At 35.2% G+C, this 21862-nt stretch carries 18 protein-coding genes and 1 other annotated feature; of the genes, 13 read left to right on the top strand and 5 right to left on the bottom strand.

The annotated features are described in order from the left end of the window. The first annotated feature begins 43 nt into the window (after nt 1-43). Together MKY08_RS10790 and MKY08_RS10785 are read left to right on the top strand one after the other, a co-directional pair. Complete coding sequence (locus MKY08_RS10790; protein WP_069512563.1) at nt 44-724, top strand: ABC transporter ATP-binding protein; 681 nt, start codon at nt 44-46, stop codon at nt 722-724. Continuing rightward, nucleotides 717-3233: an ABC transporter permease gene (locus tag MKY08_RS10785; RefSeq protein ID WP_069512564.1), complete on the top strand. Its 2517-nt coding sequence runs from the start codon at nt 717-719 to the stop codon at nt 3231-3233. The genes MKY08_RS10790 and MKY08_RS10785 overlap by 8 nt, the downstream gene beginning before the upstream one ends. A 284-nt stretch (nt 3234-3517) precedes the next feature. On the opposite strand, the gene MKY08_RS10780 is transcribed toward MKY08_RS10785, so the two are convergent. The 5 genes from MKY08_RS10780 to MKY08_RS10760 form a co-directional block, all read right to left on the bottom strand. Further along, nucleotides 3518-4075, bottom strand: a complete 558-nt coding sequence (locus MKY08_RS10780) for a delta-aminolevulinic acid dehydratase (protein ID WP_069512565.1) — start codon at nt 4073-4075, stop codon at nt 3518-3520. Between the two features lie 139 nt (nt 4076-4214). Then, nucleotides 4215-4871: a response regulator transcription factor gene (locus MKY08_RS10775; protein ID WP_069512566.1), complete on the bottom strand. Its 657-nt coding sequence runs from the start codon at nt 4869-4871 to the stop codon at nt 4215-4217. Between the two features lie 16 nt (nt 4872-4887). After that, entirely contained in the window at nt 4888-7185 is a 2298-nt protein-coding gene (locus MKY08_RS10770; RefSeq protein WP_069512567.1) for a hypothetical protein, read from the bottom strand. A gap of 348 nt (nt 7186-7533) precedes the next feature. Continuing rightward, nucleotides 7534-7695: a competence pheromone ComX gene (gene comX, locus MKY08_RS10765; RefSeq protein ID WP_141705594.1), complete on the bottom strand. Its 162-nt coding sequence runs from the start codon at nt 7693-7695 to the stop codon at nt 7534-7536. Nucleotides 7696-7709: 14 nt separating this feature from the next. Next, on the bottom strand, nt 7710-8627 hold the full coding sequence (locus MKY08_RS10760; protein ID WP_081327982.1) for a polyprenyl synthetase family protein: 918 nt from the start codon (nt 8625-8627) through the stop codon (nt 7710-7712). 353 nt (nt 8628-8980) lie between these two features. On the opposite strand from MKY08_RS10760, the gene MKY08_RS10755 reads away from it, so the two are divergent. From MKY08_RS10755 to MKY08_RS10705, 11 genes are all read left to right on the top strand, one after another. Next, a complete protein-coding gene (locus MKY08_RS10755; RefSeq protein WP_069512568.1) occupies nt 8981-10420 on the top strand; it encodes an FAD-dependent oxidoreductase in 1440 nt (479 codons plus the stop codon). Beyond that, nucleotides 10420-11250: a HemK/PrmC family methyltransferase gene (locus MKY08_RS10750; RefSeq protein WP_069512569.1), complete on the top strand. Its 831-nt coding sequence runs from the start codon at nt 10420-10422 to the stop codon at nt 11248-11250. The genes MKY08_RS10755 and MKY08_RS10750 overlap by 1 nt, the downstream gene beginning before the upstream one ends. 176 nt (nt 11251-11426) lie before the next feature. After that, a complete protein-coding gene (locus MKY08_RS10745) occupies nt 11427-11723 on the top strand; it encodes a chorismate mutase (RefSeq protein ID WP_069512570.1) in 297 nt (98 codons plus the stop codon). Next, nucleotides 11720-12331, top strand: coding sequence for an aminodeoxychorismate/anthranilate synthase component II (locus MKY08_RS10740; RefSeq protein WP_069512571.1), 612 nt, complete (start codon nt 11720-11722; stop codon nt 12329-12331). Before MKY08_RS10745 ends, MKY08_RS10740 begins: the two co-directional genes overlap by 4 nt. Next, nucleotides 12312-13772, top strand: coding sequence for an aminodeoxychorismate synthase component I (gene pabB, locus MKY08_RS10735; RefSeq protein WP_069512572.1), 1461 nt, complete (start codon nt 12312-12314; stop codon nt 13770-13772). Before MKY08_RS10740 ends, pabB begins: the two co-directional genes overlap by 20 nt. Then, nucleotides 13762-14664: a prephenate dehydrogenase dimerization domain-containing protein gene (locus tag MKY08_RS10730; protein WP_069512573.1), complete on the top strand. Its 903-nt coding sequence runs from the start codon at nt 13762-13764 to the stop codon at nt 14662-14664. The genes pabB and MKY08_RS10730 overlap by 11 nt, the downstream gene beginning before the upstream one ends. Before the next feature lie 30 nt (nt 14665-14694). Then, nucleotides 14695-16221: an MFS transporter gene (locus MKY08_RS10725; protein ID WP_069512574.1), complete on the top strand. Its 1527-nt coding sequence runs from the start codon at nt 14695-14697 to the stop codon at nt 16219-16221. Nucleotides 16222-16327: 106 nt separating this feature from the next. Beyond that, the gene (locus MKY08_RS10720) at nt 16328-17788 is read left to right on the top strand and encodes an aminotransferase class I/II-fold pyridoxal phosphate-dependent enzyme (RefSeq protein WP_069512575.1); all 1461 of its coding nucleotides are present in this window, start codon (nt 16328-16330) and stop codon (nt 17786-17788) included. 293 nt (nt 17789-18081) lie between these two features. Beyond that, nucleotides 18082-18396: a hypothetical protein gene (locus MKY08_RS10715; protein WP_069512576.1), complete on the top strand. Its 315-nt coding sequence runs from the start codon at nt 18082-18084 to the stop codon at nt 18394-18396. A 142-nt stretch (nt 18397-18538) separates the two neighbouring features. Beyond that, nucleotides 18539-18756: a binding site (T-box leader), on the top strand. Nucleotides 18757-18797: 41 nt separating this feature from the next. After that, complete coding sequence (gene argS / locus MKY08_RS10710; RefSeq protein WP_069512578.1) at nt 18798-20471, top strand: arginine--tRNA ligase; 1674 nt, start codon at nt 18798-18800, stop codon at nt 20469-20471. Between the two features lie 188 nt (nt 20472-20659). Next, a complete protein-coding gene (locus MKY08_RS10705) occupies nt 20660-21841 on the top strand; it encodes an MFS transporter (protein ID WP_069512579.1) in 1182 nt (393 codons plus the stop codon). The last annotated feature ends 21 nt before the right edge of the window (nt 21842-21862 follow it).

Genomic DNA, 21862 nt, shown 5'->3' with positions numbered 1-21862 from the left:
GAATTGCAGAGATGGAAGACATATTTTTTTGGAGGAAATTTAAATGATCGTACTTGAAACAAAAGATTTAATGAAAATTTACGGTAAAGGGGATACGGCCGTTCATGCATTGGATGGCGTCAGTATGAAAGTGGAGAACGGTGAGTTTGTTTCGATTGTAGGTACTTCCGGTAGCGGCAAATCCACGTTGCTTCATATGCTTGGCGGTCTTGACCGCCCGACAAGTGGAATGGTGATTGTAGATGGTCAAGAACTTTTTAAGTTAAAGGATGAAGAACTTACGATTTTTCGCCGCCGAAAAATAGGCTTTGTTTTTCAAAATTATAATCTTGTCCCTACTTTAAATGTCTATGAAAACATTGTTCTTCCCATCGGGTTAGACGGTAATACGCCGGATAAAGCATATGTCAATGCCATTATTCACACGCTTGGTCTTGAGCGTAAACTTCAAAATATGCCCAATAATTTATCCGGAGGGCAGCAGCAGCGCGTTGCTATTGCGAGAGCTTTGGCATCAAAGCCTGCTATTATTTTAGCCGATGAGCCAACAGGAAACTTGGATACTAAAACCAGTCAAGATGTTCTATCTTTATTTAAAGTAACAAGTAGACAATTCAAGCAAACGATTGTCATGATTACCCATGATGAGGAAATTGCACAGCTTGCAGACAGAATTGTCCGTATAGAAGACGGACAGATTGTAGATGGTGGTAGCAATGCTTAAAGTAAATAGTAAAAGAACCATTCATTTACTTGCGAAAAGTTCATTCAAAGCAAGTAGAATGAGAAACTTATTTGCTATCATTGCAATTATTTTGACTTCGGTCATGTTTACGGGGCTTTTTACAGTAGCTACAAGCCTTGTTGCATCGATTGAGGAAAGTACTATGCGACAAGTGGGTGGCAGTGCACATGGTAGCTTTAAATATCTGTCAAAAGCACAATATGACACGCTGAAAACGCATCCTGATATCAAAGATATTTCTTTTTCTGTCGTTTTGGGCGTGGGAGAAAACAAAGAACTAGCCAAACATCCTACTGAAATTCGATACACGAGCGGTGAAAACAATGCTAAGGGTATGTTTTCTATGCCGACAACAGGGAAACTTCCACAAAATGATGATGAAATTGCCACAGACACACTCGTTTTAAAGCAACTTGGCGTTTCTGCTAAGCTAGGTCAGAAAGTCACCTTGGACTATTCTTTAGCTGGGAAAAAAATAAGCAAAACCTTTACACTGGTAGGTTATTGGACAGGTGATAAGGTTATGCAGGCAAGTCAAGCATGGGTGAGCAAAAGCTATGTGGAAAAACAACTTGCTGATTACAAACCAAGTAAGAAGGGCTATGATGTAGGTTATATCAGCGCTGATGTCAATTTCAATAACAGCTTTCATATTGAAAGCAAGTTGCAAAAAGTGATTGTAGACAGTGGATTCAGTCTGGACGATATTGATTATGGTGTCAATTGGGCTTATACCGGAAACGGCGAATCTCTGGACATAGGCACAATCGTTGCGACTGTTGGTGCCATTTTAATGATTGCTTTTAGCGGTTATTTAATGATTGCGAATGTATTTACAATTAGTGTGGCAAATGATGTACGGTATTATGGACTGATTAAAACGATTGGTACAACACCAAAGCAAATTCGCAAATTGATACGTAAACAGGCAATGTGGCTTTGTTTCATCGGTTTGCCAATTGGGCTACTTGCTGGTTATCTTGTAGGAATGTTGCTGGTACCGATTGTGTTGTCTATCATCAACACTGATGTCATAAAAATATCGGCTCATCCTCTTATTTTTATTCTGTCTGGTATTTTTTCAGCAGTCACTGTTTTTGTCAGCGTTTCTAAGCCGTCAAAAATTGCTGCAAAAGTCAGTCCGATTGAAGCGCTTCGTGTCACAGATAACAACACAGGGGGTAAACGTAAGTTAAAGAAAGGTACTAAAGTAAATTTGTGGACAATGGCCTATTCAAATCTTACTCGTAACAAAAAGAAGGTCGTACTTGTCTCCATCTCACTTTCTTTAGGGCTTGTGATTTTAAATGCTACCTATTCGATTGCAAACAGCTTTGATATGGATGAATATTTAAGCCGTTCCATCATTAACGATTTTGCAGTGGGAGACGTGTCTAACTTTAATGTCAATCTCAACTATAGCAACCAAGACACGTTAAGCGAAGGCTTTTTCTCTGAGCTGTCCTTGCAAGAAGGCATAGAAAGCATTAATAACATCTATTTTACAGAATATGAAGTACCAACAGGGCCGCGCTTTGTCGATATTCCTAAACAATTGGCGAAGGAATATGGCGCAGATAGTAAGAAAGTTGAAGCACTTGAACGTTATGCTCAAGAACCAAAACAACTATTGCACCTGTATGGTCTTGATGAGGGTGCTTTGAAAAAGTTAATCTTACTGCATGGCAAAATAGAGGAGCAAAAGCTTTATTCGGGAAAATATGTGATAGCTGCACCATTTGATGCACAAGGCAATATTTTATACTATGCAATTGGTGATAAAATTCAGCTTCCCAATCCAACCGGACAAATGCGGGAATATGAAGTGCTTGCTGTTGCGGATATTCCAGAAAGCATAAGCGCAAGACACTCGCATCCGTTAACGCCAACATTTTATTTGCCAAGCCAAGTCTTTTTAGCGCAAATTGAACAAAAAGCCCCAATGCTAAGCACGATTGATGTGCAAGATAGCGCAATGGACAAAATGGAGCGTTTTTTAGCAAACTATAGCACTAACACCGACCAAAACATGGAATTTGAATCCAAGGCGTCTTTAGCAGCAGAATTTGAAAACTTGCAAAAAACGTTGAAAATTGTTGGGATTACCATCAGCATTCTAGTGGCTTTCATCGGCATAATGAATTTCATCAATTCTGTCATTACTTCCATCAATGAACGTCGACGAGAGCTTGCGATGTTACAAAGCATCGGTATGCTTAATAGCCAAGTAATTAGAATGCTTATACTGGAAAGTACCATGTATATTCTGTTAACTACAGCTACAACGCTTACTATTGGAAGTGCAATTTGCTATCTGGGTCTAAATGCATTTACAGCAGGGGCAGCCTATATGAAGTTATATTTTACAGTTGTTCCATCACTGCTATGCCTTCCAGTACTACTTGTTATAGCCATAATAGTTCCTGTCATGTGCCAAAAGGTCATTTCAAAAAGCAGTATTGTAGAGCGATTACGTAAAATAGAGTAGCATGCTGTTATCAAATCCATTAGCAAGCCAAGTATAGCTCTGTTAATGCTAAACAGCTTACACGCAAAAAAGGCAACTTCTTTTGGGGTTGCCTTTTGTTTATCTGCCAAGGGGATAGCGGTGAATGCTTGACTGTTCTTTTTGGCGCGTCTTTGGTTTTATTACAAGATTAATATTACTTGCAACTTCAATTGGCTAAAGGTAATTTAGATATTATTTTACCTAATGAGGTCTATATGATGGCCGTTGCTCTGAAATTGAAATGAATATAATAAATGTAGTTTTCACGTTGACATATACATTTTGTACATTGCTGTTTCTTCATCAATTGATCTAGCAATTTCAAAAGCTTCCTCTTGACTTTTATGATTATTTATAATTTCATACATAAACGTTATAAGGAACATTAAATTAGCATTACCATCTATGTAATCATCAGGACCTATATAAGAGTGACAACCACATGCAAGAAAAGCGTTCGCTAGCTGTTCTTTGCCTAATGTACAACCAGAGCCTATAACATTCACATCTTTTATAATCGTATATTGTTTAATCTCTTGCTCTCCAAAAAATTGACCTCTAGGCTCATTGCCTTCATAAACATCCTCACCAAGTTCAGGCATACATAATCTACCTTCATCTCCATGAAAATTTAAAATTAAATAATCTACTTTATTATCCAGTTCTTTACCAGATAGAACATCGATCAGATCATTGGGTCTACCTATCCAATGTATATTTACTCTTACGCCAAAATACTCAAGTGCTGATCTAATAGCATACGATTCCATATCACAATTCGGTCCCACGACTAAACTGACATACATTTCAGGTCTACTCAACTTACATCCTCCTTTTTACGTCAATTCACATGCTACAACTCTACAATTAAAGGGATATTGCAGCAAGTCGAACTGAACGAAACCGCCTGTATCCCTTTGACATGTCTTTTCAATTTCCATTTGGTGAAATCTATTTAATTTAGCTATCCGGAATAAATAGATTAGAGATTAAGCCGTATTTTTGAGCTATTTGTAGTGCTTCAATTCTAGAATTTGCTTTTAATTTTGAAAAAATTTTAGTTAAACTATATTCGATTGTACGTTGGCTGACATATAATTCTTCCGCAATCATTTTATTGGTGTATCCTTTCGAAATAAGCTCAAGAATATTTTGTTCTTTATTCGAAAGCGTGATAATACTGTTTTCTTCAAAATTATTATTAGCAGAAATCGAATTTCTTCGGAGTTGGCGCAATAAAGATAGTGGAATAATTACTTCTTCATTCAATGCACAATAAATAGCATTTACGAGTTGTTCAGAGCTGGACATTTTGCTTACAAAACCAGAGATACCTGCATTAATTAATAAATCAAAATGTGTATTAATATCAAAACCTGTGTAAATGACAATTTTTGCCTCGGGATTTACTTGTAAAATTCTTTTAGACAGCTCCAATCCATTAATGTCAGGCATATACAAATCTACAAGAAAAATATCGAATGATGGGTTAGAGGCAGCTTGGATAATTTCATCGATATTTTTTATTATCGTTACTTCCATACCTGCCGTTTCTAAAATAGTTTTTGTACCCGTTCGTACCGCAGGATGATCGTCCACAATTAAAACTCTAATCAAAAATTTCACCTCTATTTTAAATAATGATGCAAATGTGAAGTCCTTTGTTCAATGAAGAATTAATTTCTATCGATCCATTTAAAATCCGAACACGTTCTTTAATGCTAAACATACCGATTTTATTCGTATCTATTTCAGATGGCTCGAGTAATCCAACACCATCATCATCGTATAGTAGAATGATGTGGCTTTCATCGTAAAATATCGAAAGCTCTACTTCATTTGCATTCGCATGCTTACGAGCATTGTTGAGTAGTTCTTGAACAATTCGATAAATATTAATTTCAAATTCATATGAAAGCCCTTCAAGCCTCCCATCATAATCAAAATAAATAGAAAAATCACACTGTTGTCGTGTTGATTCAATCAAATGCCCTAAGGCTTGTTCTAGTCCTTCTTCTTTCAAAAAGGGAGGACGAAGTTCAATGCATGTTTCTCGTACTAGATGAGCTATGTCAATCGTATCTTCTTTTAAACAGTCTAACTCTTTACTTAACGATGTTTTTTCAGCATTTTTAATAAGTCCTTCTATAGTTCTTATTAATTGTAATAAGCCTTGTAAAACACTGTCATGTAAATCCATGGATAAATTAATACGCTCTTTTTCGGTCACATGCATAAGTAGTTTTGAATAGGAAGTGGGCATGATTACTTCATCAATATTATTTTTATAAGAATCGAGTTGGCATTTCAACTCTTCGATTAAGTAATTATTTTCTAATACAATACTTGAAAAATAACATATCGACTCTAGCCATGCCTTTTCTTGTGGATTCAGTTTTGCATTATTTTTCTTTTGTTCAAAATAGATAATTTCTTTGCTAATGCCGTTGCTACCAATAACCGTTGCGAAGCCTTTATGTACTTTAAGCAAGGAACCATTTGAATACTGCGCCCAATTAATTTTTTGAATGGCATGATACGCAAGGCTTTTGTGAGCAGATTTAACAGTCCAATTGTCTACTGCGGGTCTTTTTTCAATTTGGATATAGTTTAAGTTATCAACCGAAAGTACATCTTTAATTTGTTTTTGAAGTGCATCAATCAATGTAAAAGGATTGGTTTCAAATTTCACCTTTTGGAAAAAGCCATATAAACTAATGTCTAATCGATTATTTTTAGAAAATAAATGGGGATTTAATTTATAGTCTAAATAATCTTTGATATAGAGCAAGATGCAAGAAAGATAAAATATAAAGATACCCAGTATGAGAATTTCAATCGATAATAGATGTACTTCAGTCATAAAACTTATTATTAATGTCGTTAGTATAGAAAATGGTAAAGATAATAACGTAAAGTATTTAATCTTATTTAAAAAGAAGTCAATATCAATTAATTCATAGGTCAATTGCAGATAAACTAGAATAATAGGAATGATAAAGATGAAAATTCCTGTTATTTCAGCAGAAATGATATAACTACCATGGAAAATAATAGGTAGTGCATAAAATAATATAAATGGTGAGAAGGCAATAAAATAACCTGAAAACATGATTTTTAGTTTTATTCGTACATTAGGTTCATGGTTAATATAATAGTACCTTATAAGTAAAAATAGTAAGAAAAATATTAAAGATGAAAAAAATTTTAATTGAATAGTTGTGCTAGAAATTTCTAGGTCTTTATTGACAAACGAGACAAATGATATGGCCATAATAAGAAAGTATAGAAGGTATAATGCTTTAAGATAACAGCTTTTAATGAATGGAAGTTTAGAATAAGAGAAATGTAAATATAAGAAATGTATAAATAAAATAACGAATATTGGAAGCGTTATAGTATTGATGCTACGTCCGATTACATCACCTCTTGCAGAAATCGGGGCGCTACTATAACAAAGCGCAATCGTTAATAAAAAATAAGTGAGAACCTGTGATGAACTTTTTTCAGAATGTCGAGTATTCAAGATGATTGCTAGCGCAATCGCAATGATGACAGATAAAATTTTAACGAAGAGTTGTATCTCAAGCATTAAACTTTTATTTCCGTTTTCAACGATAAATGAAACCGTTTCATTGGCAGCATTAAGGATAGTTAGAGAATCCGCTAACTCTATACGTTGGAAATAAACGATAGAGTGATGAAGTGAAGGATGAGCGTTGTTGACTTTTAAGATTTGGTCACCTGGTTGGATATTTTGGTTTATTCCCCATGAGTTTTCATAAATGGTATCTACAAAGTAATGTTTATCTTTATTTACTACCTCTATTCCAATTAAAGGATATTTCATTGTCAGGTAAAAAAAATAAATGATTAATAGTGTAGTAATAAAAATGGGGATCCCCATCCAAATAAATTTTTGCTTTTTCATTATTTCCTCCTTAGAAGTAAGTGACAATCCATAGGAGTGACATATTAAGGTAGAGGGCATTAGCGATTATGAAAATGGACGTAGAAAATAAGATTTAGCATATTCCGTTTTGTTGCCATTACAAATAAATGAAGAGTCTAACCCTTAATTTATTTATGAGGTGTCTTTCCTTTCAAAAGCCATTGGCAGGGATGGTGTGTGTATAGTTGTGATGTATTCAACTTACTTTTTTCGTTTGCTCATACATTTTTTCGAGAAAAATGCGAGAAGACTAGCTACAGGTAGAATCGTGTTCCTTTTCTGCTTATCGAGGTGATAGTCCCATTGTTTTATAATATTAATTTGAATTTATTTCCAATAATATGCTTGCAACTGCGGTTTTTTATTTAAGACAACGTCTATAAGAGCCTTATTCTCTTCTGGAGAAATACCTATAATACAAATTTTATTGTGTTTTAAGAGATGTAATACTTCAGTGTCTTTCATTAGATAGTGAATGATGTTTTTCATATGAAGATCTCCTTTTAAATGTATTTAAGTAGTGCTTCTTTATATTTTTTATTAATTGATAATGACATAATGCTGGATTCAGCCTTGTTCCGATACAGTTGTTGGGTGACTTTTGAATAAAGAAAAGCACCTGTTTCTTCTAAAAGTGAATCGATCACTTTAAATAGCTTCAATATTTCGTGTTTTTCTATTTTACCGTTGTAATAGTTTTGGATTTTTTCTATCACTGGATGATTTTGTTCCACGGCTAATAAATATAAAATGGGTAAAGTCCATTTTTTATTTAGCAAATCATTTTTTCCATCCCAACGTTTCATACCTTCCATATCATTTTGAATTTGACCGATTACCCCGATGTGACTACCGTAAAATTGAACTTCAGTTGCTTTATCCGGATTCGCAAGAACAGTTCCTATTAAACAAGCTAACTCCGTTAAGGACCCAGACTTTAAAACAACCATGTCCATATAGCGATCTTCACAAGATATCTTGTTTAGTAAATCGATATGTTGTCCTTCAATAGCACGCAAAGCTTTTGTGACCACAAGTTCTAATGCGATATATTTATGTTTAAAATCGGATTCTTTAATGATTAACTGACATAAAAAAAGTAAGTAACTTGAAATATTTAACGATAAATTTTGGTGTTGAACCCAAGGCGATGAAAAATTATCTTGGTCTTCAATATCATCTAAAATATCAAATGATAAAATAAGAAGTTCAATTGCCGCTGCTACTTTAAAAATTTGATTCTCTAGTTTATTGTTATAAATCACATAATGGAGTATGACTAACTCTCCAAATAAATAGCCTTCATCTTTTTTAAAGTCGATAAATTCATATAACTGCGTTTTCATATCCTTATTCGTTACATACTTCTCTAAAATATCTACCATAGTTGAATACAATCGATTATTAACATTTAAACTCATCTATAACACCACCATCCCGTAAATAATACCACATATTAACATTATATTAAAATATGTCCTAAACATTGTAAAATTAGGAACTATAAATATCGTTTGAATAAAGGTTTTAATACGCTTTTTCGTCCGCATTATCGCTGCCAAACTGAATGGATTTATCGGCTTTTTCAAATTATTTTCGGTATACCGAAATGGGGTTTTCGGTGAATTGCAACAGAAAATATGTGAAGATTTAAATGTCAGAATGATTTTAATACCGGTAAATTAAGTGATTTCTAGACTTTAAGAAATCTTAGTAAGTAGTTTCATGATTTGCTGTGCATCAAAAAAATTGAATTTCATTGGAGGCTTATATAATGAGCAATATTAATTTCGATACGATTATTGTAGGGAATGGAGCAATAGGATCTTCTATCGCATATGAACTTTCCTCTAGAGGTCAAAAGGTTGCACTTGTAGGGAAGGAAGCACGTGAATCAGCAGCATCTATAGCTGCTGGCGCGATGAATGGCTGTTATGGAGAAGTGACTGAAAGTCTAATGAAAAGTGAATTCGGTCGAAAAAAATTATTAATGGATATTAAAGCTAAAAATATGTGGGAAGGTTGGTTATCCAAACTGACGAAAGATTCAGGTGATGAAAGAGAAGTAATCATTGCCAACGGAACGGAAGTAATCCTTAACACGGCAGGAACAAGCGATGTAGATTCTGTAAACTTTATGCAAATCGAACAAGCGCTGAAAGAAAATTCGGAACGCTATGAAATAATTGATCCAGATAACCACGTATGGCTAAAGGCTGATGAACAAGTAAGGCCTCTTAAAGCATTACTAATACCAGAAGAAAATGCAGTTGATCCTAACATTTTATTAGCTAAACTTTCCAAAGCCATTCACAATCTTGGAGGGACCCTTTTCAATGAACATGCACTATCAGTAATTACAGAAGGCAATCAAGTTTGTGGGATTGAACTGAGCGAACAGAAAATTTTTGCGAAAAATATTATTATCGCTGCAGGGGTTCAGTCGTTAGATTTATTAGATTTCGATTTAGAATTGAAAAATAAAATACCGCCAATGTTTTCAGGATACGGTGTATCAATACTTTTAGAATTGGATGACATAGAAAATTATAACAGGGTCATTCGAACGCCAAATAGAGCATTTGCCTGCGGTTTACATTGCGTTCCTCGAAATGGGAAAGAGCTTTACATCGGTGCAACCAATATACTATCGGATATTCCAAGGAAAAATGCCTATGTATCGGATGTACAATTTTTATTAGATTGTGCAGTAGAACAATTACACTTAGATCTTTTTAATGCCGACATTAAAAAAATTCAAGTTGGAAATAGACCGATACCAGCTGATGGATTCCCGTTAATCGGTCAAATTAAATATGATGGTCTTTGGTTAGCTACAGGAACATATAGAGACGGGTTACACCAATCTCCTTTAATCGCTGAACACTTAGCTAACGAAATAAGTGGGATTGAAAACGATATTGACCTTTCTGATTTTCATCCAATTCGAAAGCCTCTCTATAATACACCAAGACATGAATTGATTGCTAAAACAACATCCGAAATGTTCGCCACTGGTTACGAATATCGTTGGGACGTGCAACCTTATTGGCATCCTATTTTAGAAAAAGGAATGCTTCATAGTTTTGAAGAAATTTTAGACGAGCTACATAAGGAATTTGCTCCACCACCTGAAATCCTTTCTCTTTACCTGACACATCCTAAATCTTCTAAAGAACAACTAAGAACATACTACAATGCGTGGAGTGAATGATGAAGACAAAAGAGGATTATATTAACCTTTTAAAAAGCGCAGGAGTATGGGACCCTGTGGGAGATTACGAAAAAATATACAATCAATATAATTTTACAGAAGCGGGACAAGATGACCCAAAAGCAGTAAAGGAATTTGAGGCAGACATTCATGAAAGATGTAATAGAATTCCGTTGGAGCATATAGTAGGCTACGCAGAACTGAACTCTAATAGATATGTTGTTGGAACAGGTGTCTTTATACCGAGAATTCAAAGTTTGGGGATCGTTGATTGGATTAAAGAAAATCAAGCAATTGATCCGAGTTCTTTAGTATATGACTTATGTTCTGGTTCGGGTGCAATCGGGATAGAAATTTGGCAAATGACGAATGCAAACATTGTCTGCATAGAAAAATCAGATTTAGCTACAAAGTATCTCAAGCGAAACATCTTGCGTCATCATGCCGAGAAGGTTGCCGTATATCAAGGAGACATCAAAGAATATTTTGATAAAATGCTGCAAAAACCAGTCGAAGCAGAAATTGTTATATCCAATCCCCCATATGTACCGAAAGAAATGGCGCAACCTCCTGAATGGGGGGTACATCATCCTGAAGAATCGGTCTATGCAGAACAGGATGGCCTAGATATTATCAATGCTTCAGCTCTATTTGCGAATAGAGCATTAAAAAAAGATGGCGTTGTATTAATCGAACATGATGAAAATCAGGGAGAAAGCGTCAGTGCGATATTAGCAAGCAATAATTTTTATAACATCCAAACAATTATAAATAAGAAATATTCTGACGAGACAGGTCTCTCCATCTTTACTATAGGTTATAAGTTATAAATAAATATCTTAGAAAAATGGTAACAATTTTTTATCTTTCATAAACCGTTCTTAATTTCCAATATTTATTTACTATTTGTTCTAATGCTATACCAAAGGCATTTTATTTAGATGCTCATCTTTAGCTAGAAATTTGTAAGAACGAAATTATTTCACTAGAGAAGGAGGATTAAATAATGAAAGAAGAATTACTTGAAGAGTGGAGAGCAGAAATCGATACGATCAACACTAAAATTGTTGCACTGTTATCGGAAAGAATGGAAGTATGTACAGAAATAGCAAAATATAAATACAAATACAATGTGAATATGATGCAGCCTAAAAGGATTGAAGATGTATTAAAGAAAACAAGCATCGTAGCAAAAGAAAAGAATTTAAACCCAAAATATATTGAAGATGTATTTAAAGTTATTATTAATGAAACGTGTGAGGTAGAAGATAAGTTAATCAAAGGAATGAAAGCGAACCAATGAAAACACTAATAATAGACAATTATGATTCTTTTACTAATAATATTGCGCAATATGTTTATAGAGTAACGAATGTTTCTCCCGTCGTCGTAACAAATGATTATCCTTTTCATAAAATTAATCTATCGGAATTTAATAATATCATTCTATCTCCTGGACCTGGAACTCCAGAAAAAGATGAAGATTTCGGTATATGTAAAAGGATGATTAAAGAAGTGAATATTCCTATTTTAGGCATTTGTTTAGGTCATCAAGGGATTAATCATTGTTTTGGCGGAGAGGTTGGCAAAGCTCCTAAACCCGTACATGGTTACAAAGAGCTGATTGTCAATAGTGGTGATAATATCTTTAAAGGCTTGCCAAATAGTTTTTTCGCAGTTAGATACCATTCTTTAATCTGTACTAAACTTGCGCCTTCCCTTGAAGCAACCGCTTATACTCAAGATGGTTTGATTATGGCGATTGCCCATAAAGAGTTACCTATTTATGGCGTCCAATTTCATCCTGAGTCCATTGATTCGGAGTTTGGCGTTGAATTAATTAAAAATTTTATTGATATTTCTGCGGAAAAATCCTACGGGAGGCCATTACATGTACGAGATTTCGCTTAAAGAAAAGCTAGAGGGTGTAGGGTGTCCAATGTTTGTAGCGCCCAAGAATATTGAAATAGGGTTGGTGTCCTCTCCTATTAATATCTATGAAAAATTATTTTATGGTTTAAAAGATAGTTTTTGGTTAGATGGAGAGTTATCAAGTGAGTTTGGCAGCCGTTTTTCAGTTATGGGAAATTGTGATGTAGATGCGGCAATTTCCTTCATGTATTATGTGAAAGATTCAAGGTTGGATATAACTGGTCCTAAAGGACAAGAGTCAGTTTATGGAGATTTTTACGAAGTCATGGACTGTATATTTTCTTTAATAACCAATGAAATGCCTAAAGAGGTGTTACATCCATTTAATGGGGGCGTCATTGGCTATTTAGGATACGAGTTAAAAGCACTTCGAGGGATACCGAATAAACATAGTTCAGATTTGCCAGATGCTGTTCTTTATTTACCTAAAAATATCTTAGTGTTTGATCATCGAAATCAAAAGCGTTATGTATGCAACTTTTGGGGTGAAATTTTAACGATATCAGATGATCTACTGCAGAAAAGTGAACAGTCCATACAAAGAAAAACGGTCGAATTTTTAATACCTCCAACAGAACATGAGATTGACTTAGAAATATCGAGTGATGACTACAAAGAAAAGATAAAACAGTGTCAAACATACATTACTGAAGGTGAATCTTACGAAATCTGTTTAACAAACCGCGCTTCCATGCCATATAGCTTTGATCCATTGCTGCTATACAAAGAAATGAGACTTTTGAGCCCCGTAAGATATAGCGCTTTTTTCAATACCGAACGTTTTTCAATTGTAAGTTCTTCTCCAGAAATGTTTATAAGCATTGACGAAAACGGAAAAATGGCGTCGAAACCTATTAAGGGAACTAGAGCAAGAGGTACGACTGAAGAGCAAGATCGTTTGGAGAAAGAAAGTTTAATGACTTCCTCAAAGGATAGAGCAGAGAATTTAATGATTGTCGACTTAGTAAGGCATGATTTTAATGAAGTTTGCCATCCCGATACGGTGAGTGTACCAGAAGCTTTTGTTGTTGAAACCTATTCATCTGTACATCAGTTAGTTTCCACAGTCGTTGGCGAATTAAATTGGGATAATGGCATTTTTAAATCTATAGGAAAATGCTTCCCTGGGGGCTCAATGACTGGAGCACCGAAACTGAGAACGATGAGAATAATTGATGAGTTGGAAGAGTCTCCTCGAGGCATCTATTCTGGATCAATTGGTTGGGTTGGCTTTAACGGTTATACAGATTTAAGTATTGTTATTAGAACGGTCGTCATTAAAGATCACGTTGCAACTTTTGGGGTAGGAGGAGCTATTATAGAGGCATCAGATGCAGAAGAAGAGTTCCGTGAAACATTAATTAAGGCATGTGTTCCGTTTCAAAGTATAAGGAGGGTTCAAAAGAACAATGAAACATGAGACAATACTAGTGTTGGGGGGAAATGGTTTAATTGGTAACTTTTTATCATCATTATTAATGAAGTCTGGGCATCATCTAGTCATTATAGATAAAGAGCCGTGTGAAGGTGATTCCTTAAGGGCTGCGTGTGGAAATCTTTACTCGAACCTAGAAATTATCGTATCTGATGTACTATCTGATGATATAAATGATATTTACTCTTCGGGGGATGCAATTATTTTTGCATTACCCGAATCCGCCTGTTTAGATGTATTAGCATCAAAAGCGCATTTAATGAAGGATGAAGTAAAAATCATTAATACATGTTCGATACAAAGTTCTTTTTTTAAGCATGCGAAAACCTTTTTACCGAATAACCCTTTGGTAGGGATTAATTTTATGTTTTCACCTACTTTACCTTATCAAGGAAGAGCGGTAGCACTTGTAAAAGAGGAAGAGTCAGAAGCATATACAATGATGAAAAATCTAATTGAATACAATGAAATGGTAGTATTTGAGTTTGACCCCCACCGCCATGATGAGAAAGTTTCACTTGTGCAAGCACTTCCTCATATTTTAATGCTTTCATTGATTAGTGTATTAGGGGAGAAACATGATTTTTCCATAAAAGAAATGATGAAGCTTTCCCCACCGCCTATGCAGATGATGTTATGTTTATCAGCCAGGCTCACACAAAATTCACCTGATGTATATTGGGATATTCAAAAGTTTAACCCTTATTCAGAGAAAATTAGAAATGATGTAATCCATTCTATAACGAATCTCAATCAGATTATTGAAGAGGATTGCTTCCAAGACTTTTCTTTTTTGTTGAAAAATCATAAAGAAGTTTTAGGTGAATCGTTAAATGAGCTAAAAGTAAAGTGCAACCGCTATTTTAATAGTCAATAATCTTATGCTTACAGGAAAAGGAGGCATATTATGGAGGAGAAATCTGTAAGTCCTTTCGTCACCATTATTAAAAGTAAACCAAAACTATTGGCACTTTTAATCATTTTATTGCCTGTTTTGAGTGTAACAATTGATAATACGATTCTGTCATTTGCCTTACCACAGCTTACATATGCATTATCACCGAGTGCTGCTCAACAGCTTTGGATAATAGATGCTTACGCTTTAGTGCTGGCAAGTTTACTTGTTACGATGGGTGGTATTGGTGATCGTAAAGGACACAAAAAAGTACTTTTTATCGGTAGTCTTGGATTTTCGATTATATCGTTTATTATCATTTTTTCGCAAAATGCAGGTCAAATTATTGCTGGTAGAGCGGCGCTAGGTTTTTTTGGCGCAATGATTCTACCTGCTACATTAGCCTTAATCCGTTCTACTTTTCTGGACCGAGAGGAGAGAAGATTAGTAGTAGCAGCATGGGCTACTTGCTTAACAATTGGTTCTGTACTTGGACCAATTATTGGCGGTGTATTACTTACTTTCTTTTCGTGGCATGCAATCTTTTTAATTTCAATTCCATTTTTTATTCCTGTCATATTCTTTATTCACAATTTTATTACCGAATCACAAGAAAAGTTAACTGGCAGAGTAGATTTCTTCAGTATTGGCATGAGTTTCATTGCCATGTTTGGTATTATGTTTGGGTTAAAACAAGTTGCTACTGGTGGAGAATGGGAACTAAGCTTACTAAGCATAGGGATAGGCGCTATTTTTGCTATGTTGTTTGTAAAAAGACAGCTTGTTTTACCTAATCCTTTGTTAGATATGAGTCTTTTTAGAAATAAAAGCTTTTCTTCGCTTGTCTTTATCAATATGGTCAGCTTGGGTTCATTAATAGGATTTATATTCTTTGCAACACAATTACTTCAAATATCGCATAGAATATCGCCATTAATTAGTAGTTTTATCCTTGTGCCAGGTGAAATAGTAGCGATTATTTCTGGAATAGGCATTGTTGTCATCGCGCAAAAGGTGAAACCTAATTTTATCATTAGTGGGTCCTTTATTCTTATTGCGATTTCTTTTTTAGCCGTCTATAGTTTAACACTTACACCTCTAATTATTGGTTTATCTTTTCTGTTCATTAGTAGTGGTGTGGGCATCATTACTACAGTATCCAATGACCTTATTATTTCATCAGTTATTCCTGAAAAAGCGGGTGGGGCCTCGTCGGTAAGTGAAACGGCCTATGAAGTTGGCGTTGTCCTTGGTACGACGTTAATTGGGGGAGCGATTACATGGTGGTATAGACAATCGTTTTTATTACCAGATTATCTTCAGGCTAAGATTTCAGAAGGTTCGACAGATACGCTTGCAGGTACTTTAGCGGTAAGTGAGTCGTTACCAAAAGATTCCTCGACTGAATTGCTCAATATTGCAAACTCTGCCTTCCTAAAGGGCGTTGAATATACGAGCTTAGCAGCATTTTGTTTCATATTACTTACGGCTATTTTAACTTTCTTTTTTATTAAAGAAGAGCATCCCTCTAATCATTGAAATTAGGGGGATTTTTTAGTGGAGAACGGATGATTGGTAGGGTGACCAACAATAATTGCTAAAAACATGGCACGTTGCACAACTTAAAATGAAGGAATGATGATGTATGAATAACAATATCGATAGCATAATTGAACTAGAAGAGATGATGGTAAACTTTATAAGAAAATTTTTATCAGAGCAGCAAAATTTGCATAGCCAAAAGGTCATTGAATTCTCAAACGCCAATATATTTCAACTATTGGATGATTTAGCAATACCAAGTGAAGGTAGACCGATGTGCGACGTTCTATCTGATGCAGTAGAATATATTTATAAATATAGAGCTAAGCTTAATCATCCTCGCTATTTTGGTTTTGTACCAGGCCCTGCATCACTCATATCATGGGTAGCTGATGTCGTAACCAATGCTTACAATATGCATGCAGGAAGTTGGATGTCAACACCTACGGCAAGTTATATTGAAAAGGAACTCATCGCTTGGTTAAATAATAAAATTGGTTACACCGAACAATCTGGCGGAATTTTTGTATCAGGTGGTTCGATTGCAAATATTACTGCGTTAACCGTAGCGCGTGATAATAAATTGGATGGTGATCTTGCCAAAGGAATAGCCTATATTTCCGATCAAACACATTCATCCGTAATGAAAGGTCTAAAAATAATTGGTTTAAGCGACCGTAATATTAGAATTATTCCAACTGATAATTTTAAATTAAATACAATGTTGCTGCATGAACAAATAAAAGCAGACTTATCATTAGGCTTAAAGCCATTTATAGTGATTGCCAGTGCTGGTTCCACTAATACAGGAAGTATTGATCGTATGGAAGATATTCATCGCATTTGCCAAAAGTTTAACCTTTGGATGCATGTTGATGGGGCTTATGGAGCGACTGTCCTTCTGTCAAAAAAGCATAAAAGTAAGTTAAAAGGGATTGAAAATGCCGATAGCGTCAGTTGGGATGCCCATAAATGGTTATTTCAGACGTATGGTTGTGGCATGATTTTGGTTAAAAATAAAAACCTATTATTTCATAGCTTTCATACTAATCCTGAATATTTAAGGGATGCACAAATAAATAATGAAGAAATTAATTTTTGGGACTTTGGTATGGAACTGACACGGCCAGCTAGAGCGCTAAAGCTGTGGTTCACGTTGCAAGTTCTAGGGTCGGATAAGATGGAGGAATTGATTAATCATGGTATACGTCTAGCAGAATATGCAGAAAGTGAAGTTTTAAAGTACAAGGATTGGAGCATTATAACGAAAGCGAACTTGGCAATCGTCAATTTTCGATTTTCACCATCGAATTTTGACGATGAGATCATAAATAGAGTGAATACAGAAATTTCGAGAAAAATGGTAAGTAGTGCTTATGCTGGGGTCTTTACGACGATATTAAACGGCCAAGTAGTTTTAAGAATGTGTACGATTAACCCTGAAACAACTTATATGGAAATAAAGAAGACGATTGCACTTTTGGATGAGTACGCAAGAGCTATTTCTGTCAAAGTGCTGTCCGATGTCAATAAGAGCAAGGTGCTACAGACTGCCAAAAATTGAAGTTACGCTGTCGATTCACTTTCTTTCATATTTATTGAAATGTAATTATTTAATATCAAGAACATGTTTTGATTATAGGTTTTCAAAATATGTTCTTTTCTTATTGCAAAACGTATAAAAACACCATATTAGCTGTAGGTATTGTAGTTGCAAATGTAGGTGTATTATTTTAATAATCAAACAAATAATGTTAACATAGAAAGATGTATATAATTGGGAATGTTTACTTTGGTATAATCTAGGTGTAAAACTGTTACAAGCAAAAAAATATTTTCATTATAGGAGGATGAACAATGGAGACAAAAGAACAAATATTACACTTGTTATTGCAAAAGGGCTTTAAGTTTAGATTTTATGAAGATCAAAATTTACTTTTCTATACAAAAGAGATAACGGAACCTGTATTCGTTAAATGGTTTGCTGAAGAACACTGTCATTTACCGGACTGTGATTTGACGCATGTTTCGATCTCCCTTGAAATCACGAATAATCTCGAACGTGCGCAATATACTTTCTTTAATGGCATTGATAAACAATATATATTTAAAGACTTACTAGAGTTTAAAGTAGTATTGGAGAAGCTACCTAATTTAATTGAATTACGTTAATAGATATTCGCATTTTTTTAAATGAAGAAGTGAGCTTGAATGTAAGTGGAGAAATTTGACATTATCCATCGTTCGCTACTTAAACCAAAACAACGTTGACTTGAAGAATATAATCATGTAAAATATTCCAAAATTAACAATTGTACATTCTGTGAAAAAGACAGTAATTCATTTTGAGCTGCCAAGCGAGTTAGGGATGGTGTGAGCCTAATGCAGGTCGTTTGAATGAAACGCACTTTGGAGAAGTTTCCCGAAATATTAGTAGGGAATACCGGGGCGTCACCCCGTTATCAATTGAAAGTGGTCATAATAATGGCAACTAGAGTGGTACCACGGGAATGCATTGCTCTCGTCTCTTATTTGAGACGGGAGCTTTTTTATTTTGTAGAGGAGGGAATGGATTGATAACACACATTGCGAAAAGTTTAGCGATAGCATTACATCAGCAAGTAGCAGCCGAGGAGATTGAAACATTACTTGAAAAACCTAAAAATAGAGCATTGGGTGATTTTGCCCTGCCGTGTTTTAAACTGTCTAAACAGCTAGGTAAATCTCCACAAACCATTACAACTGAAATTCAAAAAAATGTAACGTGTGAGCTGATACAATCTATCGAGCTAGTTGGCGGATATGTCAATTTATTTTTAAATCAACACCTCATCACACAACAAGTATTAAGCAAAGTGATGAAAGAGCAAAAATTATATGGAACAAGTCCAATAAGTAAAGGCAGTGCCGTATTCGACTTTTCTTCACCAAATATTGCCAAGCCTTTCTCAATGGGGCATTTACGTTCAACAGTTATAGGCAATGCCCTTGCCAATCTAGCAGAGAAAAATGGCTATAAGGCTATTTGTATTAATCATTTAGGCGATTGGGGTACTCAGTTTGGAAAGTTAATTGTCGCTTATCATCTATGGGGAAACCAACAAGCAATTGAAGCTGCACCAATTAAAGAATTATTGAAAATTTATGTAAAATTTCATGAAGAAGCACAACAAGATGCAACGTTAATTGTACAAGCGCGAGCGGCATTTAAAGCGTTAGAAGAGCAAGATGAACAGGCACTTGCTCTATGGCAATGGTTTAGAGAAGTATCATTAGAAGAATTTAAGGGACTATATCAGTTGTTAGGTATTCAATTTGATCGTTACGAAGGAGAAGCGTTCTATAATGATAAAATGCCAGCGGTTGTAAGTGAATTACAAACAAAAGAACTGCTGACACTATCTGAAGGTGCATATGTGGTTGAATTAGAGGATATGCCTCCTTGTATCATAATGAAAACAGATGGCGCTACACTGTATGCTACGCGTGATTTAGCCGCTGCCTTTTATCGAAAGCAACAGTATAATCCTGAAAAAATTTACTATGTCGTGGGCAATGAACAAACATTGCATTTCCAACAGTTATTTCACGTTATTGAAAAAATGGGTTATGATTGGGCACAAGATTTACGCCATGTGGCTTTTGGAATGATACTTCAAGATGGAAAAAAGATGTCAACGCGAAAAGGGAAAATTGTTCTTCTTCATGATGTATTGACAGAAGCGATTGAGACTGCAAAACAAAGTATTCAACTGAAAAATCCACATTTACAAAATAAAGAAGAAGTAGCAAGGCAGGTTGGTGTAGGTGCCGTTATTTTCAATGACTTAAAAAATAATCGCATCCATGATATTGAATTTTCTATAAACGACATGATGCAGTTTGAAGGGGAAACGGGCCCATATATCCAATATACGCATGCACGCATTCACTCCATTTTGGACAAAGCAGATGGTCCACTTGAGGAAGTGTCTTTCCAACCGTTAGGACAACAGGCATGGCAGGTCTTGTTGTTACTTGAACAATTTCCTCGTGTAATAACGAACGCTTATGAACAAGTAGATCCTTCCATCGTAGCTAAATATGCTTTACAATTAGCTCGTGCGTTTAATAAATATTATGCAACGAATAAAATATTAACAAAAGATCGCTTACAAAGTTGCCGTTTAACATTATGTCAAGGTGTAGCTATAATTCTAAACGAAGCATTAGCTTTGTTAGGAATCGAAGCACCGAAAAATATGTGATGATGCTTCTCTAAGTTTATTGTGCCAAAAGCACAAATAAAGCAGGATGCATATAAAAATAATGAAATATTGACCGTAAGCAGAGAAAATGCTAAAAGAAGACTAGAAGAAATCGGATGTCTGACAACATTATTTATCAAGGACAATGACATAGTAGTGAACTTGGCATTAGAAAGGTATTCAACGTTATGAATAATAAACAATGGACAGCTTCGACAATCGTCGTTGTTGTCAGTATTTTTTTCGTCGCCCTCAATATGCGACCAGCTGTAACTAGCATAGGGCCACTATTTAATGTGTTAATGGAGTCTCTTCAAGTATCCAATACGCAAATGAGTTTATTAACATCCATTCCTGTCTTTTGTATGGGGCTTTTTGCACCAGTGGCTGTTCCGTTACAGCGACGGCTTGGTACAAAGTTTTCAATTGCACTACTTTTAACTATTATTGGGTTAGCCAATGGACTTCGATGGTTACAGGAAAGCTTCGTTTTGCTTGTGGTTACAAGTTTTGCTGCTGGTCTTGCCATCGCTATTATCGGGCCGATGGTAAATGCATTTATTAAAGAACAATTTCCAAATCGTTTTGCAACGGTAGTTGGCGTGTATTCTTTTGGCATTGGGACAGGTGCAACATTAAGTGCGGCATTAACGGTATCATTTTATAATGGGTTTCATAAAGATTGGACCATTGCCCTTGGTAGCTGGGCAATGCTGGCTGTGCTTGCTCTTATAATTTGGTTGCTTGTTATCCCAAATCAGGTAGAGCAGTCGTCTGTACAAAAGGATGAGCGAACAAAGGAAGCTGTACGTAATCCGTGGAAAAACAGCCGTGCGTGGACGATTTTACTTTATTTTGGTTTTCAAACATCGTTATTTTTCTCGATGATGTCTTGGTTAACGCCTATTTTACAAGATAAAGGCTTAACACTCGTTGCTGCCAGTTCGATGTTAACTTTTCTGTCAATCATACAGATGATAGGAAATATAGTTGTCCCGATCCTAATGGAAAAATGGTCAAATCGTATTCGATGGCTATTGTCATTAGGAATTATCGGTGTTATCGGTTTTGCACTATTATGGTTAGGAACGGGATGGCTAGTATGGATTGGCGTTCTTATTATTGGGATTGTGCTAAGTGGATTGTTTCCTATTGGTTTATTATTACCATTGGATGAAGCACGCTCGCATGAAGAGGCCAATAGCTGGTCCTCAATGGTCATGTCTGGTGGATTTATGATGAGCGCAATTATTCCTACACTAATCGGTTATTGCTATGATTTAACAGGTAACCATTCGTTTACCTTCGTTATCTTTTTGCTATTAACGTTTGGGATTATTACTACAGCACTTGTATTAAGGAAGAAATAAATAGCATGTCTTTTGCAGGTT

It is taken from the genome of Lysinibacillus sp. FSL M8-0337 (assembly GCF_038593855.1).
GTDB lineage: Bacteria > Bacillota > Bacilli > Bacillales_A > Planococcaceae > Lysinibacillus > Lysinibacillus sphaericus_D.
This window is presented reverse-complemented; position numbering and strand designations above follow the sequence as displayed.

Coding starts and splice junctions, on each gene's coding strand:
- MKY08_RS10790 (WP_069512563.1), top strand. CDS start 44: ATGATCGTACTTGAAACAAAAGATTTAATGAAAATTTACGGTAAAGGG.
- MKY08_RS10785 (WP_069512564.1), top strand. CDS start 717: ATGCTTAAAGTAAATAGTAAAAGAACCATTCATTTACTTGCGAAAAGT.
- MKY08_RS10770 (WP_069512567.1), bottom strand. CDS start 7,185: ATGAAAAAGCAAAAATTTATTTGGATGGGGATCCCCATTTTTATTACT.
- comX (WP_141705594.1), bottom strand. CDS start 7,695: ATGAAAAACATCATTCACTATCTAATGAAAGACACTGAAGTATTACAT.
- MKY08_RS10760 (WP_081327982.1), bottom strand. CDS start 8,627: ATGAGTTTAAATGTTAATAATCGATTGTATTCAACTATGGTAGATATT.
- MKY08_RS10755 (WP_069512568.1), top strand. CDS start 8,981: ATGAGCAATATTAATTTCGATACGATTATTGTAGGGAATGGAGCAATA.
- MKY08_RS10750 (WP_069512569.1), top strand. CDS start 10,420: ATGAAGACAAAAGAGGATTATATTAACCTTTTAAAAAGCGCAGGAGTA.
- MKY08_RS10745 (WP_069512570.1), top strand. CDS start 11,427: ATGAAAGAAGAATTACTTGAAGAGTGGAGAGCAGAAATCGATACGATC.
- MKY08_RS10740 (WP_069512571.1), top strand. CDS start 11,720: ATGAAAACACTAATAATAGACAATTATGATTCTTTTACTAATAATATT.
- pabB (WP_069512572.1), top strand. CDS start 12,312: ATGTACGAGATTTCGCTTAAAGAAAAGCTAGAGGGTGTAGGGTGTCCA.
- MKY08_RS10730 (WP_069512573.1), top strand. CDS start 13,762: ATGAAACATGAGACAATACTAGTGTTGGGGGGAAATGGTTTAATTGGT.
- MKY08_RS10725 (WP_069512574.1), top strand. CDS start 14,695: ATGGAGGAGAAATCTGTAAGTCCTTTCGTCACCATTATTAAAAGTAAA.
- MKY08_RS10720 (WP_069512575.1), top strand. CDS start 16,328: ATGAATAACAATATCGATAGCATAATTGAACTAGAAGAGATGATGGTA.
- MKY08_RS10715 (WP_069512576.1), top strand. CDS start 18,082: ATGGAGACAAAAGAACAAATATTACACTTGTTATTGCAAAAGGGCTTT.
- MKY08_RS10705 (WP_069512579.1), top strand. CDS start 20,660: ATGAATAATAAACAATGGACAGCTTCGACAATCGTCGTTGTTGTCAGT.